Genomic DNA, 14,152 nt, shown 5'->3' with positions numbered 1-14,152 from the left:
AATGAAGGTCCAGATCCGTCAACTCGCCACCACCGCGCCGGACTTCGAAGCTGAATTCCATCGCGCGCTGCATTGGTCGGCGGAGACGGATCATGCGATCGAGCAGCGCGTGGCCGACATCCTGGCCGACGTGCGGGCCCGCGGCGATGCCGCGGTGCTGGAGTACACCCACCGCTTCGACGGCCTGGCCGCCGGCTCGGTCTCCGAGCTGGCGCTGAGCCAGCAGGAACTGCAGGCGGCACTCGAGCAGATCACCCCGGCCCAGCGCGAGGCGCTGCAGGCTGCCGCCCGTCGGGTACGGCTGTACCACGAGCGCCAGCTCGAAGCCTGCGGCCGCTCCTGGCGCTACCGCGACGAGGATGGCACCCTGCTGGGGCAGAAGGTGACACCGCTGGACCGGGTGGGCATCTACGTGCCCGGCGGCAAGGCGGCCTATCCGTCCAGCGTGCTGATGAACGCCATCCCGGCCCAGGTGGCCGGTGTTGGCGAGATCGTCATGGTGGTGCCCACGCCGCGCGGCGAGAAGAACCCGCTCGTGCTGGCCGCCGCGGCGGTGGCCGGCGTGCACCGGGCCTACACCATCGGCGGTGCGCAGGCGGTGGCGGCGCTCGCCTACGGCACGGCCGCGGTGCCCAAGGTCGACAAGATCACCGGCCCCGGCAATGCCTATGTGGCCAGCGCCAAGAAGCGGGTCTTCGGCACGGTCGGCATCGACATGATCGCCGGCCCGAGCGAGATCCTCGTGCTGGCCGACGGCAGCACGCCGGCCGACTGGGTGGCCATGGACCTGTTCAGCCAGGCCGAGCACGACGAGCTGGCGCAGAGCATCCTGCTGTGCCCGGACGCCGGCTACATCGAGCAGGTGCGCGAGGCCATCGACCGCCTGCTGCCCGGGATGCCGCGGCGCGACGTCATCCGCGCCTCGCTGGAAGGCCGCGGCGCGCTGATCCTCACCCGCAGCATGGATGAGGCCTGCGAGATCAGCAACCGCATCGCGCCCGAGCACCTGGAGGTGTCCTCGCGCGAGCCGCATCGCTGGGAGCCGCTGCTGCGGCACGCCGGCGCGATCTTCCTTGGGGCCTACACCAGCGAATCGCTGGGCGACTACTGCGCCGGTCCCAACCACGTGCTGCCGACCTCCGGCACCGCCCGCTACTCGTCGCCGCTGGGCGTCTACGACTTCCAGAAGCGCTCCAGCCTCATCGAAGTCAGCGAAGCCGGCGCCCGCACCCTGGGCGGCATCGCCGCCGAACTGGCCTACGGCGAAGGCCTGCAGGCCCACGCCCGCGCCGCTGAACTGCGCATGACGACCGGCAAGAAGGAAAACTGAGCATGAGCACCCTCGAACAACGCCTGCAGCAGGTCGTGCGCGACGACGTGCGCAGCATGCAGTCCTACGTCGTACAGCCGAGCACCGGCATGATCAAGCTCGACGCGATGGAGAACCCCTTCACCCTGCCGCCCGAGCTGCAGCGCGCGCTCGGCGAGCGCCTGGGCGCGGTGGCGCTCAACCGCTATCCCGGCGACTGCACCGCCCGGCTGCGCGAGGCGCTGGCCCGCCATGCCCGGCTGCCCGAGGGCTTCGAGCTGATGCTGGGCAACGGCTCCGACGAGCTGATCTCGATGCTCGCGGTGGCCTGCAGCGTGCCGGGTGCGGCCATCGTGGCGCCGATGCCAGGCTTCATCATGTACCCGATGTCGGCCCAGCTGCACGGACTGAAGTACGTCGGCGTGCCGCTGGTGCCCGGCAGCCTGGAGCTGGACGAGGCGGCGATGCTGGCTGCCATCGCCGAGCACCGCCCGGTGCTGGTCTACATCGCCTACCCGAACAACCCAAGTGGCAACCTGTTCGACGACGCCATCATCGAGCGCATCGTGCAGGCCGCCCCGGGCCTGGTGGTGATCGACGAGGCTTACCAGCCCTTCGCCAGCAAGAGCTACATCGACCGCCTGGCCCGCCACGAGCACGTCGTGCTGATGCGCACCATGAGCAAGTTCGGCCTGGCCGGCGCGCGCATCGGCTACATGATGGGCCGTCAGGCCCTGATGGCGCACATCGAGAAGGTGCGCCCGCCCTACAACGTCAGCGTGCTGAACTGCGAGGCGGCGCTCTTCGCGCTGGAGCACGAGGCCGAGTTCGCCCGCCAGGCCGCCGTGCTGCGCGCCGAGCGCGAGCGGCTGATCGACGCGCTGCGCGGCATGCCGGGTGTGCACCCCTATCCCAGCGAAGCCAACATGGTGCTGGTGCGGGTGCCCGACCCCGACCGCAGCCTGGCCACGCTGCGCGAGCGCCGCGTGCTCGTCAAGAAGCTGGCGAAGGTGGCGTCGGTGGGCGATTGCCTGCGCCTGACCGTCGGCACCCCGGAGGAAAACGACGTGATGATCGCCGCCCTGCGCGAGAGCCTGCAATGAGCACCCCCTGCACCCCCGACCGCGTGGCCGAAGTCACGCGCAACACCGCCGAGACCCAGATCCGCGTGGCCGTCAACCTCGACGGCACCGGCCAGGCCCGGCTGTCCACCGGCATCGGCTTCTTCGACCACATGCTGGACCAGATCGCCCGCCACGGCCTGATCGACCTCGACATCGACGCCAAGGGCGACCTGCACATCGACGGCCACCACACGGTGGAGGACGTCGGCATCACGCTGGGCCAGGCGGTGGCCCGGGCAGTGGGCGACAAGAAGGGCCTGCGCCGCTACGGCCACGCCTACGTGCCGCTGGACGAGGCGCTCTCCCGCGTGGTGATCGATTTCTCCGGCCGCCCGGGCCTGACCATGCACGTGCCCTTCAAGTCCGGGATGATTGGCGCGTTTGACACACAGTTGGCCTATGAGTTCTTCCAGGGTTTCGCCAATCACGCACTCGTGACCCTTCACATCGACAACCTGCGTGGCGAGAATGCCCATCACCAATGTGAAACCGTGTTCAAGGCCTTTGCCCGGGCCCTGCGCATGGCCCTCGAACTCGACCCCCGCATGACCGGCATCATCCCCTCCACCAAAGGATCGCTCTGAGCCATGCCGACACTTGCTGTGGTGGACTACGGGATGGGCAACCTGCGCTCGGTGTCGCAGGCGGTGCTGCATGTCGCGCGGGGCACCGGCATCGACGTGCAGGTGACCTCGCGCCCCGAGGACGTGATGGCCGCCGAACGCGTGGTGCTGCCCGGCCAGGGCGCCATGCCCGACTGCATGCGCGAGCTGCGTGACTCCGGCCTGCAGGAGGCCGTGCTGCACGCAGCCGCCCACAAGCCCCTGATGGGCGTCTGTGTCGGCATGCAGATGCTGCTCGAGCGCAGCGAGGAAGGCCCCACCGATGGCCTCGGCCTGATCCCCGGCGAGGTGCTGCGCTTCCAGCTGGATGGCCAGCTGCAGCCCGACGGCAGCCGCTACAAGGTGCCGCAGATGGGCTGGAACCGCGTCTTCCAGGCCCGCCCGCATGCCCTGTGGCAGGGCGTGCCCGACGGCGCCTGGTTCTACTTCGTGCACAGCTACCATGCCCGCACCCGGCAGCCCGAGCACAGCACCGGGGAAACCGAGTACGGCACCCGCTTTACCTGTGCTGTGGCGCGGGATAATATTTTCGCCACGCAATTCCACCCGGAGAAGAGCGCAGAGCACGGCCTGGCCCTGTACCGCAACTTCCTGACCTGGAAGCCCTGACGGCTGCTCACTTCCTCGCTTCTCCGTCCCAACCTCCTTTCCACACCCATCGCTTCGGCTATGTTGCTGATCCCTGCCATCGACCTGAAAGACGGCAAGTGCGTGCGCCTCAAGCAAGGCGACATGAACGACTCCACCACCTTCGGTGAAGACCCTGCCGCCATGGCGCGCCGCTGGCTCGAAGCCGGGGCCCGCCGCCTGCACCTCGTTGACCTCAACGGGGCCTTTGCCGGCAAGCCGGTCAACGAAGCGGCAATCAAGAGCATCCTGGCCGAAGTGGGCGACGAGATTCCCGTCCAGCTTGGCGGCGGCATCCGCGACCTCGACACCATCGAACGCTACCTGGACGACGGCCTGAGCTACGTCATCATCGGCACCGCGGCGGTGAAGAACCCGGGCTTCCTCCAGGATGCCTGCACCGCCTTCGGCGGCCACATCATCGTTGGCCTCGACGCCAAGGACGGCAAGGTCGCCACCGACGGCTGGTCCAAGCTGTCCGGCCACGAGGTGGTCGACCTGGCCCGCAAGTTCGAGGACTACGGCGTGGAGGGCGTCATCTACACCGACATCGGCCGCGACGGCATGCTGACCGGCATCAACATCGACGCCACCGTCAAGCTCGCGCAGGCGCTCAGCATCCCGGTGATCGCCTCCGGCGGGCTCAGCAACCTGGCCGACATCGAGCGCCTGTGCGCGGTGGAAAGCGAGGGCGTGGAAGGCGTGATCTGCGGCCGCGCGATCTACAGCGGCGACCTCGACTTCACCCTGGCGCAGAAACGCGCCGACGAACTCAACGGCGGCGCCTGAATGCTGGCCAAGCGCATCATCCCCTGCCTGGACGTGACGGGTGGCCGGGTCGTCAAGGGCGTCAACTTCGTCGAGCTGCGCGATGCAGGCGATCCCATCGAGATTGCCGCTCGCTACAACGACCAGGGCGCCGACGAACTCACCTTCCTCGACATCACCGCCACCAGCGACGGGCGCGACCTGATCCTGCCCATCATCGAGGCGGTGGCCAGCCAGGTCTTCATTCCATTGACCGTGGGCGGGGGCGTGCGCACCGTGGCCGACGTGCGCCGGCTGCTGAACGCCGGTGCCGACAAGGTGAGCTTCAATTCCGCCGCGGTGGCCAACCCGCAGCTGATCCGCGACGCCTCCGCCAAGTACGGCGCGCAGTGCATCGTGGTGGCCATCGACGCCAAGGCCCGCCCCGGCGGCGGCTGGGACGTCTACACCCATGGCGGGCGCAAGAACACCGGGCTCGACGCGGTGGAATGGGCCCGACGCATGGCCGAGCACGGCGCCGGCGAGATCCTGCTGACCAGCATGGACCGTGACGGTACCAAGAGCGGCTTCGACCTCGCCCTGACCCGCGCGGTGAGCGACGCGGTGCCGGTGCCGGTGATCGCTTCCGGCGGCGTCGGCTCGCTGGAGCACCTGGCCGCCGGCATCCAGGAAGGCCATGCCGACGCGGTGCTGGCCGCCAGCATCTTCCACTACGGCGAGTACACGGTGGGCCAGGCCAAGGACCTGATGGCCTCCCGCGGCATCCCGGTGCGCCACTAGCCGCGCAGTGTCCGGCGGGCCGTCACAAGGCGTTGCTACACTGCCGGAATGAACTGGCTGGATCAAGTGAAGTGGGACGAGCAGGGGCTCGTGCCCGTGATTGCGCAGGAAGTCGGCAGCAACGACGTGCTGATGTTCGCCTTCATGAACCGCGAGGCCCTGGGCCAGACGGCCGAGCTGGGCGAGGCGGTCTACTGGAGCCGCTCGCGGCAGCGCCTGTGGCACAAGGGCGAGGAGTCCGGCCACATCCAGAAGGTGCACGAGATGCGGCTCGACTGCGATGCCGACGTGATCCTGCTCAAGGTCGAGCAGGTCGGCCACCAGCCCGGCATTGCTTGCCACACCGGACGCCATTCCTGCTTCTTCCGCCGCCTGCAGGACGGGCAGTGGGAGACGGTCGAGCCGGTGCTCAAGGACCCCGAGCGCATCTACAAGTGAGCAGCGGCATGACATCCAACCACACCCTGGAGCGCCTGGCGGCCGTGATCGAGTCGCGCAAGGGCGGCGACCCCGAGGCCTCCTACGTCGCCCGCCTGTTCCACAAGGGCACCGACACCATCCTGAAGAAAGTGGGCGAGGAAGCCGTCGAGACGGTGATGGCCGGCAAGGACGGCGACCCGGCCAAGATCGTCTACGAAGTGGCCGACCTGTGGTTCCATTCGATGGTGGCACTGGCCCACTTCGGCCTCGGCCCGGCCGAGGTGCTGGCCGAGCTGGAGCGCCGCGAGGGCCTGTCCGGTCTGCAGGAGTTCGCGGCGCGCAAGGGCTGAGAGGCCTTGCGTCCCACCCCACCACCCCAGGGAGGCAACCGAGATGAGCGAGATCCTCGACACGAGCGAGCGCGAGCGCAGCCTGAAAACCATCGGCGTGGTCAGCTACCTGCTGCATGCCATCGTCGCGGTGGCCGCGCTGGTGCCCGGCTTCCAGGTGGGGGCCGGCCTGCTGGTGGTGGCCTTCATCATCGACCTGGTCAAGAAGGACGACGCGGCCGGTACCTGGCAGGAGTCGCATTTCCGCTGGCGCATCCGCTCGGTGGTGGTCGCGATGGTGCTGTACGCGCTGACCTCACCGCTGTGGCTGCTGCTGCTCGCGCCCGGCTGGCTGGCCTGGGGATTGATCTCGATCTGGTTCCTCTACCGCATCGTGCGAGGCTGGCTCTGCCTGAACGACAACCGGCCCGTTGCCTGAGGCCGCCCGAAACCCGACGTCCACCGACACCATGACCCACGACCCGAACTGCATCTTCTGCAAGATCGTCGCCGGCCAGATCCCGGCCAAGAAGGTTTTCGAAGACGAGCAGCTGCTCGCCTTCCACGACATCCGGCCGCATGCGCCGGTGCATTTCCTCATCATTCCCAAGCTGCACCTGGCCTCGCTGGAGGAAGTGCAGCCCGAGCACGAGGCCCTGCTGGGCCGCATGCTGGGCCTGGCGCCCCGGCTGGCCCGCGAGCAGGGGGCCGACAATGGCTTCCGCACCGTGGTGAACACCGGAATTGACGGCGGACAGGAAGTCTTTCACCTCCACGTCCATGTCATGGGCGGCCCGCGGCCGTGGAAGATCGGCTGAACTTAAAATTCGATTCTGTCGTTAGGAGAACATCATGGGTTCCTTCAGCATCTGGCACTGGTTGATTGTGCTGTTGATCATCGTGCTGGTGTTTGGCACCAAAAAGCTCAAGAACATCGGTTCCGACCTGGGCGGGGCCGTCAAGGGCTTCAAGGACGGCATGCGCGACGGTGCGTCCGACGCCCCGGCCGCGCCTGCGCAGCAGGTGGCGTCGGATCGCTCGGCCGAGCGGCCGACCATCGACGTCGAAGCCAAGAACAAGTCCTGAGTCCCCCGTTCCTGCCGGCCTGAGGGCCGGCGGGGCACTTTTGCCTGCGGGCGCTGCATCTCTTCATGATCGACCTCGGTTTCGACAAGTTGGCCCTCATCGGGGCGGTGGCGCTGGTCGTCATCGGGCCCGAGCGGCTGCCGCGCGTGGCGCGCACGGTGGGGCACCTCCTGGGCAAGGCGCAGCGTTATGTCGCCGACGTCAAGGCCGAGGTCAATCGCTCCATCGAGCTGGAAGAGCTCAAGAAGATGAAGACCGAGTTCGAAGATGCCGCGCGCAACGTCGAACAATCGGTGTCCCAGGGCGTCAGCGACCTGGGGGGTGACCTTCAGAATGCCTGGGACGAGGCCACCAGCCGCCACGACCCACCGCCTGGCAGCGGCTGGGAGCCGGCGCCGCCGCAGTACCGTCACCCGAAGAAAAACTGGCGCCTGAAGCGCGGCGCGGTGCCGCAGTGGTACAAGCAGCGCCATGGCGTGCGCACCCGCACCCAGTCCGGCGCTGCGCGCGTTGCGCGCTTCCGCCCGCCGAAAGCCCGTTCGTGAGCCAGAATTCCGACAACAACCGTCCAGACGAGCTGGACGGAACCGAGCAGCCGTTCGTCTCTCACCTGGTGGAGCTGCGCGACCGGCTGATTCGCGCCGTGCTGGCAGTCGCCGTCGTGTTTGGCGTGCTGGCCTTCTTCCCGGGGCCCGCGCAGCTCTACGACCTGCTCGCCGCGCCGCTGGTGGCGCAGTTGCCGCAAGGCAGCAAGCTGATCGCCACCAATGTGATCTCGCCCTTCATCGTGCCGCTGAAGATCACGCTGATGGCGGCCTTCCTGATTGCCCTGCCGGTCGTGCTCTACCAGGCATGGGCCTTCGTCGCGCCCGGGCTCTACTCGCACGAGAAGAAGCTGGTGCTGCCGCTGGTCATCTCCAGCACCGTGCTGTTCCTGCTGGGCGTGGCCTTCTGCTACTTCTTCGTGTTCGGGCAGGTCTTCAAGTTCATCCAGAGCTTCGCCCCCGCCACGATCGCTGCCGCCCCCGACATCGAAGCCTACCTGAGCTTCGTGCTGACCATGTTCTTCGCGTTCGGCCTTGCCTTCGAGGTGCCCATCGTGGTGGTGGTGCTGGCCCGGCTCAACATGGTGAGCATCGAGAAGCTGAAGGCGTTCCGCAGCTATTTCATCGTGGTCGCCTTCATCGTCGCCGCGGTCGTGACGCCGCCCGACGTGATCTCGCAGCTCGCCCTGGCGGTGCCGATGTGCCTGCTCTACGAGTTGGGCATCTGGGCCGCCAAGCTGTTCATCAAGCACACCAAGGCGCCGGAGTCCGAGGAAGAGGACGCCGCGGGCTGATCGCCCCGCTGTGGCGGGCCCGCCTGACGCCGGCGGCAGGCGCCGGCAGTGAATCATCTGGCCGAGCTTGCGGCCACGGTCTTGGCCGGCGCCGGCCCTTCGCTACCGTGGCAGGTGCCTACACGGCGGGTGCCGCGGCTTCGGCGGGGGGCGGGCCATGTATGACCTGCCCTGCATGTACGGAAGAAGGCCCCGTCAGAGCCTCCGGCTCGTTCAGCGATTGCGGCGCGACACCTTGGGCCGCTGCGCCACCTTCACCCTCAGCTCGAGCTTCTTGTCGCCACGCTGCACGTCGATCTCGGCCTCCGACTCCGGCTTCAGCTCCGCCACCGCGTTGAGCAGCTGCACCGTGCTGGCCACCGGCTTGCCGGCCACCGAGGTCACCACGTCGCCCGGCCGCACGCCCGCCTGCTGGGCCGGGCCGCCCTGCAGCACGCCGGTGATCAGCACGCCTTCCTTGACCGGCAGGTTGAAGGTTTCCGCCATTTCCGGCGTCAGCTCCTGCGGCTCCACGCCGATCCAGCCCCGGGTGACCTGGCCTTCCTTGATCAGGCTCTCCATCACCTGGCGGGCGGTGGAGGCCGGAATGGCAAAGCCGATCCCCATGTTGCCGCCCGACCGCGAATAGATGGCGGTGTTGATGCCCATCAGGCTGCCGGCCGCATCCACCAGCGCGCCGCCGGAGTTGCCGGGATTGATCGCGGCGTCGGTCTGGATGAAGTTCTCGAAAGTGTTGATGCCCAGCTGGTTGCGCCCCAATGCGCTGACGATGCCCGACGTCACGGTCTGGCCCACACCGAAGGGGTTGCCGATGGCCAGCACCACATCGCCCACCTCCAGCGCGTCCGAATTGCCGAAAGTGATCACCGGCAGTTTCTCCAGCGTCAGCGACAGCTTGAGCACGGCCAGGTCGGTTTCGGGGTCGGTGCCCACCACCTTGGCGTGGGCCTTGCGGCCGTCGCTGAGCATCACCTCGATGTCGTCGGCGCCCTCGATGACGTGGTTGTTCGTCAGCACATAGCCCTCGGCCGACACGATCACGCCCGAGCCCAGACCCATCTGCGGTTGCGCCTGGCCCTCCTGGTCGCCGAAGAAGAACCGGAACCAGGGGTCCTCGGCCTGCGGGTTGCGGGCCGGTGCCTTGCTGGTGGCGATGTTGACCACCGCCGGCGAGGCCCGTTTCGCCGCTGCCGAATAACTGCTCTGCGCCTTGCCCGCCGGTACCTGGGGCACCTGGGTGATCGACACCGTGGGCGCCACCCCGGTGGCATTGCGTTCGAGCCATTCTGGCTTCAGCGTGGCGACGACAAACAGCGCGGCCACGGCGACGGTGACCGCTTGCGAGAAAATCAGCCAGGTATTGCGCATAGGACGTGTTTGATGACCCACCGCGATGAACTGAATGCTTACCTCAAGGGCCTGCTGGAGGTGGATCGTTTCCGGGATTATGGGCCGAACGGCCTGCAAGTCGAGGGACGCCCCGAGATCCGCACCCTCATCACCGGCGTGACGGCCAGCCTGGCTCTCATCGAGGCGGCTGCCGATGCCGGGGCCGACGCCATCCTGGTCCACCACGGCCTGTTCTGGCGCGGGCAGGACGGACGGGTGGTGGGCTGGATGAAGCAGCGGTTGCAGCGCCTGCTGTCGCGCGATATCAACCTCTTCGCCTACCACCTGCCGCTGGACGCGCATGCCGAGCTCGGCAACAACGCCCAGCTGGGCCGGGTGCTGGGTTTTGCTGGCGAACAGCGGTTCGGCGAGCAAGACCTGGGCTGGCTGGGCCAGCCCGAGGAGGCACTTGGCCTGGAAGCGCTGGCCGAGCGGGTGCGGCAGCGCCTGGGCCGCCCCCCGGTGCTGGTGCCGGGCGATGGCCGGCCCATTCGCCGCGTGGCGTGGTGTACCGGCGGCGCCCAGAGCTATTTCGAGCCGGCCATTGCCGCGGGCGCCGACGCCTTCCTGACCGGCGAGATCTCCGAACCGCAGGCCCACTACGCCCGCGAGACCGGCGTCGCCTTCCTGGCCTGTGGCCACCATGCCACCGAGCGCTACGGCGCGCCGGCCCTGGGCGAGCATCTGGCCCAGCGCTTCGGCCTGTCGCACCGCTTCATCGATGTGGAGAACCCGGCATGAGGGCGCCGCTGGCCCTCACGATGGGCGACGCCTGCGGCATCGGCCCCGAGATCATTGCGCAGGCCTTTCGCCGGCAGGCGGTGGCTGGCGCCTTCGTGCTTGGCGACCTGGGAGTGATGCGGCGTGCCGCCCAGGTCACCGGGGGGCTGCAGGCGGTTGCCGAGATCGAGCAACCGGCCGATGCGCTCGTTCTGCCGCCCGGCTGCATCGGCGTGTTGCCGGTGGTGCAGCTGCCGGCCGACCTGCCAGTGGGGCGGGTGGACGCCCGCGCCGGCGCGGCCGCGCATGAATGCATCCGCCGCGCCTGCGAGCTCGCATTGGCCGGCGAGGTGGCCGCCGTCGTCACCGCGCCCATCCACAAGGAGGCCCTTGCGGCGGCCGGCATCGGCTTTCCCGGCCATACCGAGATGCTGCAGGCCTATGCCAACGGGCCCGACGGCCCACCGGTGCGGATGATGCTCGCCAACGATGAGTTGAAGACGGTGCTGGTCACCATCCACGTCTCGCTGCGTCGTGCGATCGAGGGCGTCGACTTCGACAATGTGCTGGAGACGGTGCGCATCGTGCATCGCAGCGCGCGGCTGTGGGGCCAGCCCGCGCCGCGCATCGCGGTGGCCGGGCTCAACCCGCATGCGGGGGAGGGCGGGCTGTTCGGCGACGAGGAGCTGCGCATCATCGCGCCGGCCATCGAGGCAGCGCGGCGCGAAGGCATCGACGCCAGCGGCCCCTATGCGCCAGACACCATCTTCATGCGGGCCCGCAACACCCTCGAGCACCCCGGCGAGTTCGACGTGGTGGTGGCCATGTACCACGACCAGGGGCTGATCCCGGTGAAGTACCTGGGCGTGGAGCGCGGCGTCAACGTGACCCTCGGCCTGCCCTTCGTGCGCACCAGCCCCGACCACGGCACCGCCTTCGACCTCGCCGGCACCGGCCGGGCCGATCCGTCCAGCCTGGTGTCGGCCATCGAGATGGCGCGCCGCCTGGCCGCCGCGGGCGGCTGAGGGCGTGGCCGAGCCGCCTCAGCTTTTGCTGTTGGACGACAGCTCGGCGAGCTGTCGCCGGGCGCGTGCCACCGCGCGCTCGATCAGGTAGGCCTGCTCGAAGGCCTTGAAGCGGCCGGTCTCGCACAGCTTCGCGAAGGTGCGGCCGGTCAGCGAGATGATCTTCTGGTGCTTCTTGCCGTGGCTGAAGATGAAGAAGCTGCGGCCGGGGCTGACCCAGTTGAGCCGGACCTTGATCCAGCCTTCCTCGGTGTGCATCTGGTAGGCGATACCGGCTTGCACGCACTGCGCCAGCTTGGCGCCCTGCGTCGGCGTCTCGGGGGCCAGCTCGGGTCCCAGGCCGTCGAGGTTGATGTCGATGTCGCCGGGCGCGGCGGCCGCATCCAGGCTGCCGAGGTCGATGTCCAGCGAGCCGTTCCAGTCGATCGCGGCTTCGTCGATGAAGCCGAGCTGCTGGGCCTCCTCCTGGGAGAAGGCGGTGTCGGCGGCGGCCAGCGGGGCCGGCGTGGTGGCTTCGGCCACCTGCTCGGCGCTGGGCACCGGCAGGCGTTCCAGGGCCTGCAGGTGCACCTCCAGCTGGCGCAGCTGGAAGTCGGTGAGCGCCTGGCCCTTCAGCGACTGCGCGTGGCAGGGCAGCAACTCGCCGAAGAAGGCTTTCTTGCGCTCCTCCGGCCAGCGGATCAGCGCCAGGCCTTCGTTGAGCGTCTTCATCAACTGCGGCAGCGCCAGGATGAACTGCTTGCGGTCGGCCGGCGTGCCCTTGGGCTGGACGCTCAGGATCAGCTCGCGGGCGGTGCGCCGCAGCCGGGTGCTGACCTCGGCATCGGGGCCGTGCCTCAGGGTGGCTTCCACCACCGCCCGGCTCCACGCGGTCTGCAGGAATTCGCGCAGGAACTCCTGCATCGCGATCGGCAGCAGCAGGGCCTGCATCTGCTGCTCGTAGCGCGCCTGGATGCGCAGCTGCGCTTCCTTGCCGCTGAGCAGCTGTACCGCGTCGGCATGGGCGAGTGCCTCGTCGCGCGTCTGCTCCTGCACGAAGCTCTCCAGCACGCGCAGCTGGGCCTCGTACAGCTCCATCTGGTCGAAGTCGCCTTCGACCACCTGCTGCACCAGTTCGCGCACCAGTTCGAGGAAGCGCCGGCCGGCGCCCTCGGAGAAGTCATCGAAGGCGCAGGCCAGGCTGGCCATGCGGTTCACGAACTTGCGCACCGGGTGATTGCGCGAGGAGAAGAACTGCACGTCCTTCAGTGCCACCCGCAACACCGGCAGCTGCAGCCGCGCGATCTGACGCGCCATCTGCGGCGGCACCTTGCTGTCCGACAGAATCTGGTCGAACAGCGATGCGACGATGTCGATCACCATGTGATCGAGCGTGCCGCTGGAGGCCCGCATCAGCTCTTCGCGGTGGGTGCGGATCAGGTTCACCGCCATCAGGCCGCCCAGGCCCGAGCCGGTCGTCGGGCCGCCGCCTGCCTGTCCGCCGCCGGTCAGTGGCAACGCGCCGCTGTGGCCCAGCGTGGGCGACCCGGTGCTGCCCCAGGAGGTGCGGGGGTCGAGCGTGGCCGGTGCACTGCTCAGGAAGGCCAGGCGTCGGATCACTTCCGCCAGCTGAGCGTCGGACACGCCGCCACCCACCGCGCCGCCGCCTGCGCCCCGATGGCCACCGGCCAGGGCCTCTCCGGTGCTGTGGCCGAAGCCGCTGCCGAAGGCCGACAGGGCGCCCGAGGTGGTCCGCGTCGGCGCACCGCCCAGGCTGGCAGGCTGCGTGGCGGCCATGCCCAGCGGCGCCGCCACGCCGAACATGGCGCTGAGTGCCCGCATGGCCTCGGCCACCGCGGTGTCGGAAGCGGGAAGCCCGGCGGGCTGCGTGGGCGCATCGCTCTCATGGGAGCTCAGGCCCAGGCTGCGCGAGGGCGATTGCGTGGAATGCCCACCCGATGCCCGGCTGCGCACCGCCAGGCCGGCCGGCTGGATGCCACGGGCCACGAAGTCACTGACGATCTCGCCATAGCAGGCCCGCATGGCCTTCGCGAGGCCGTGGCCCAGTTCACCGGCCAGCGTCTTGCGCACCGGGGTGTCGGGCGAGGCCGCCTCGATCGCGCGGAACAACGCCTTGCCAAGCACCTCGGGCCGGATCGGGTTGCGCTCCGGGTCCGCCCGCTCCTGGCCCAGCAGCGAGCCGACATAGGCGTCCAGCTCGCGCAGCTCCCATTCGCAGGTGTGAGCGATGGCCAGCGCCAGGCGCTGGGCCGTCACATGTTCCTCCACCTCGCTGTCGCCCACGAGGCTCAGCGAAGCCCAGTTGGTCGCCGCAGCGCCTCGCGTGACCAGGCGGGGGTTGAGCTCCTGCGCCACCTTCTCGTTCAGCACTGTCGAGAAGGTCATGTTGAACAGCGCCAGCGAACGCTGCAGGTCGAACTGGGCCGCCATGTAGCTCTGGCGCTCGGCATTGCTTTTGGCAGAAAGCGCGAGCATGCCCAGCGCGTCCACCACCCGGCTGGAGGTGGTGGACACGGTGGACAGGATCTTCTGCACCGCCGCCTGCATGGCGGTGTGGAGTCGCGGATCTGGAAAGCTCATCGCACCTGCGTTCGCAAGGAGTAACAAGTATGG

17 protein-coding genes are annotated in these 14,152 nt (G+C 68.7%); 15 read left to right on the top strand and 2 right to left on the bottom strand.

Annotated elements, in window-relative coordinates:
- Window position 1 precedes the first annotated feature (1 nt).
- From hisD to tatC, 13 genes are all read left to right on the top strand, one after another.
- The gene (gene hisD / locus N7L95_RS10515; protein WP_301259774.1) at window positions 2-1,330 is read left to right on the top strand and encodes a histidinol dehydrogenase; all 1,329 of its coding nucleotides are present in this window, start codon (window positions 2-4) and stop codon (window positions 1,328-1,330) included.
- 2 nt (window positions 1,331-1,332) lie between these two features.
- Entirely contained in the window at window positions 1,333-2,412 is a 1,080-nt protein-coding gene (hisC, locus tag N7L95_RS10510) for a histidinol-phosphate transaminase (protein ID WP_301259772.1), read from the top strand.
- On the top strand, window positions 2,409-3,017 hold the full coding sequence (gene hisB, locus N7L95_RS10505; RefSeq protein WP_301259771.1) for an imidazoleglycerol-phosphate dehydratase HisB: 609 nt from the start codon (window positions 2,409-2,411) through the stop codon (window positions 3,015-3,017). Before hisC ends, hisB begins: the two co-directional genes overlap by 4 nt.
- 3 nt (window positions 3,018-3,020) lie before the next feature.
- Window positions 3,021-3,665 (top strand): imidazole glycerol phosphate synthase subunit HisH, encoded by a 645-nt coding sequence (hisH, locus tag N7L95_RS10500; protein WP_301259770.1) that lies wholly within the window; start codon window positions 3,021-3,023, stop codon window positions 3,663-3,665.
- 60 nt (window positions 3,666-3,725) lie between these two features.
- On the top strand, window positions 3,726-4,472 hold the full coding sequence (gene hisA / locus N7L95_RS10495) for a 1-(5-phosphoribosyl)-5-[(5-phosphoribosylamino)methylideneamino]imidazole-4-carboxamide isomerase (RefSeq protein WP_301259769.1): 747 nt from the start codon (window positions 3,726-3,728) through the stop codon (window positions 4,470-4,472).
- Entirely contained in the window at window positions 4,473-5,231 is a 759-nt protein-coding gene (gene hisF, locus N7L95_RS10490; protein ID WP_301259768.1) for an imidazole glycerol phosphate synthase subunit HisF, read from the top strand.
- Between the two features lie 48 nt (window positions 5,232-5,279).
- On the top strand, window positions 5,280-5,669 hold the full coding sequence (hisI, locus tag N7L95_RS10485; RefSeq protein WP_301259767.1) for a phosphoribosyl-AMP cyclohydrolase: 390 nt from the start codon (window positions 5,280-5,282) through the stop codon (window positions 5,667-5,669).
- Between the two features lie 8 nt (window positions 5,670-5,677).
- Window positions 5,678-6,001, top strand: a complete 324-nt coding sequence (locus N7L95_RS10480) for a phosphoribosyl-ATP diphosphatase (protein ID WP_301259766.1) — start codon at window positions 5,678-5,680, stop codon at window positions 5,999-6,001.
- 43 nt (window positions 6,002-6,044) lie between these two features.
- Window positions 6,045-6,419 carry a DUF4870 family protein gene (locus N7L95_RS10475; RefSeq protein WP_301259765.1) on the top strand — a complete coding sequence of 125 codons (375 nt, stop codon included), beginning with the start codon at window positions 6,045-6,047 and terminating at the stop codon, window positions 6,417-6,419.
- Between the two features lie 31 nt (window positions 6,420-6,450).
- The gene (locus tag N7L95_RS10470) at window positions 6,451-6,798 is read left to right on the top strand and encodes a histidine triad nucleotide-binding protein (protein ID WP_301259764.1); all 348 of its coding nucleotides are present in this window, start codon (window positions 6,451-6,453) and stop codon (window positions 6,796-6,798) included.
- A 34-nt stretch (window positions 6,799-6,832) separates the two neighbouring features.
- Window positions 6,833-7,066, top strand: a complete 234-nt coding sequence (gene tatA / locus N7L95_RS10465) for a Sec-independent protein translocase subunit TatA (RefSeq protein WP_301259763.1) — start codon at window positions 6,833-6,835, stop codon at window positions 7,064-7,066.
- A gap of 65 nt (window positions 7,067-7,131) precedes the next feature.
- Window positions 7,132-7,611, top strand: a complete 480-nt coding sequence (gene tatB / locus N7L95_RS10460; RefSeq protein WP_301259762.1) for a Sec-independent protein translocase protein TatB — start codon at window positions 7,132-7,134, stop codon at window positions 7,609-7,611.
- Window positions 7,608-8,405 (top strand): twin-arginine translocase subunit TatC, encoded by a 798-nt coding sequence (gene tatC / locus N7L95_RS10455; RefSeq protein WP_301259761.1) that lies wholly within the window; start codon window positions 7,608-7,610, stop codon window positions 8,403-8,405. Before tatB ends, tatC begins: the two co-directional genes overlap by 4 nt.
- 213 nt (window positions 8,406-8,618) lie before the next feature.
- Here the strand turns inward: tatC and N7L95_RS10450 are convergent, their stop codons facing one another.
- Window positions 8,619-9,773: a Do family serine endopeptidase gene (locus N7L95_RS10450; RefSeq protein WP_301259760.1), complete on the bottom strand. Its 1,155-nt coding sequence runs from the start codon at window positions 9,771-9,773 to the stop codon at window positions 8,619-8,621.
- 12 nt (window positions 9,774-9,785) lie between these two features.
- On the opposite strand from N7L95_RS10450, the gene N7L95_RS10445 reads away from it, so the two are divergent.
- Together N7L95_RS10445 and pdxA are read left to right on the top strand one after the other, a co-directional pair.
- Entirely contained in the window at window positions 9,786-10,535 is a 750-nt protein-coding gene (locus N7L95_RS10445; RefSeq protein WP_301259759.1) for a Nif3-like dinuclear metal center hexameric protein, read from the top strand.
- On the top strand, window positions 10,532-11,539 hold the full coding sequence (gene pdxA / locus N7L95_RS10440; protein ID WP_301259758.1) for a 4-hydroxythreonine-4-phosphate dehydrogenase PdxA: 1,008 nt from the start codon (window positions 10,532-10,534) through the stop codon (window positions 11,537-11,539). Before N7L95_RS10445 ends, pdxA begins: the two co-directional genes overlap by 4 nt.
- Before the next feature lie 18 nt (window positions 11,540-11,557).
- Here the strand turns inward: pdxA and N7L95_RS10435 are convergent, their stop codons facing one another.
- Window positions 11,558-14,119, bottom strand: coding sequence for a DUF1631 family protein (locus N7L95_RS10435; protein WP_301259757.1), 2,562 nt, complete (start codon window positions 14,117-14,119; stop codon window positions 11,558-11,560).
- Window positions 14,120-14,152: the final 33 nt, after the last annotated feature.

Origin of the sequence: Eleftheria terrae (assembly GCF_030419005.1) — a bacterium.
Lineage (GTDB): Bacteria > Pseudomonadota > Gammaproteobacteria > Burkholderiales > Burkholderiaceae_C > Caldimonas > Caldimonas terrae.
Note: the sequence above shows the minus strand (reverse complement) of the source record. Positions and strands in the feature narration are given on the sequence as shown.

Bases quoted from the DNA above. Each gene is read 5' to 3' on its own strand.
- hisD (WP_301259774.1), top strand. From the start codon at position 2: ATGAAGGTCCAGATCCGTCAACTCGCCACCACCGCGCCGGACTTCGAA.
- hisC (WP_301259772.1), top strand. From the start codon at position 1,333: ATGAGCACCCTCGAACAACGCCTGCAGCAGGTCGTGCGCGACGACGTG.
- hisB (WP_301259771.1), top strand. From the start codon at position 2,409: ATGAGCACCCCCTGCACCCCCGACCGCGTGGCCGAAGTCACGCGCAAC.
- hisH (WP_301259770.1), top strand. From the start codon at position 3,021: ATGCCGACACTTGCTGTGGTGGACTACGGGATGGGCAACCTGCGCTCG.
- hisA (WP_301259769.1), top strand. From the start codon at position 3,726: ATGTTGCTGATCCCTGCCATCGACCTGAAAGACGGCAAGTGCGTGCGC.
- hisF (WP_301259768.1), top strand. From the start codon at position 4,473: ATGCTGGCCAAGCGCATCATCCCCTGCCTGGACGTGACGGGTGGCCGG.
- hisI (WP_301259767.1), top strand. From the start codon at position 5,280: ATGAACTGGCTGGATCAAGTGAAGTGGGACGAGCAGGGGCTCGTGCCC.
- N7L95_RS10480 (WP_301259766.1), top strand. From the start codon at position 5,678: ATGACATCCAACCACACCCTGGAGCGCCTGGCGGCCGTGATCGAGTCG.
- N7L95_RS10475 (WP_301259765.1), top strand. From the start codon at position 6,045: ATGAGCGAGATCCTCGACACGAGCGAGCGCGAGCGCAGCCTGAAAACC.
- N7L95_RS10470 (WP_301259764.1), top strand. From the start codon at position 6,451: ATGACCCACGACCCGAACTGCATCTTCTGCAAGATCGTCGCCGGCCAG.
- tatA (WP_301259763.1), top strand. From the start codon at position 6,833: ATGGGTTCCTTCAGCATCTGGCACTGGTTGATTGTGCTGTTGATCATC.
- tatB (WP_301259762.1), top strand. From the start codon at position 7,132: ATGATCGACCTCGGTTTCGACAAGTTGGCCCTCATCGGGGCGGTGGCG.
- N7L95_RS10450 (WP_301259760.1), bottom strand. From the start codon at position 9,773: ATGCGCAATACCTGGCTGATTTTCTCGCAAGCGGTCACCGTCGCCGTG.
- N7L95_RS10445 (WP_301259759.1), top strand. From the start codon at position 9,786: ATGACCCACCGCGATGAACTGAATGCTTACCTCAAGGGCCTGCTGGAG.
- pdxA (WP_301259758.1), top strand. From the start codon at position 10,532: ATGAGGGCGCCGCTGGCCCTCACGATGGGCGACGCCTGCGGCATCGGC.
- N7L95_RS10435 (WP_301259757.1), bottom strand. From the start codon at position 14,119: ATGAGCTTTCCAGATCCGCGACTCCACACCGCCATGCAGGCGGCGGTG.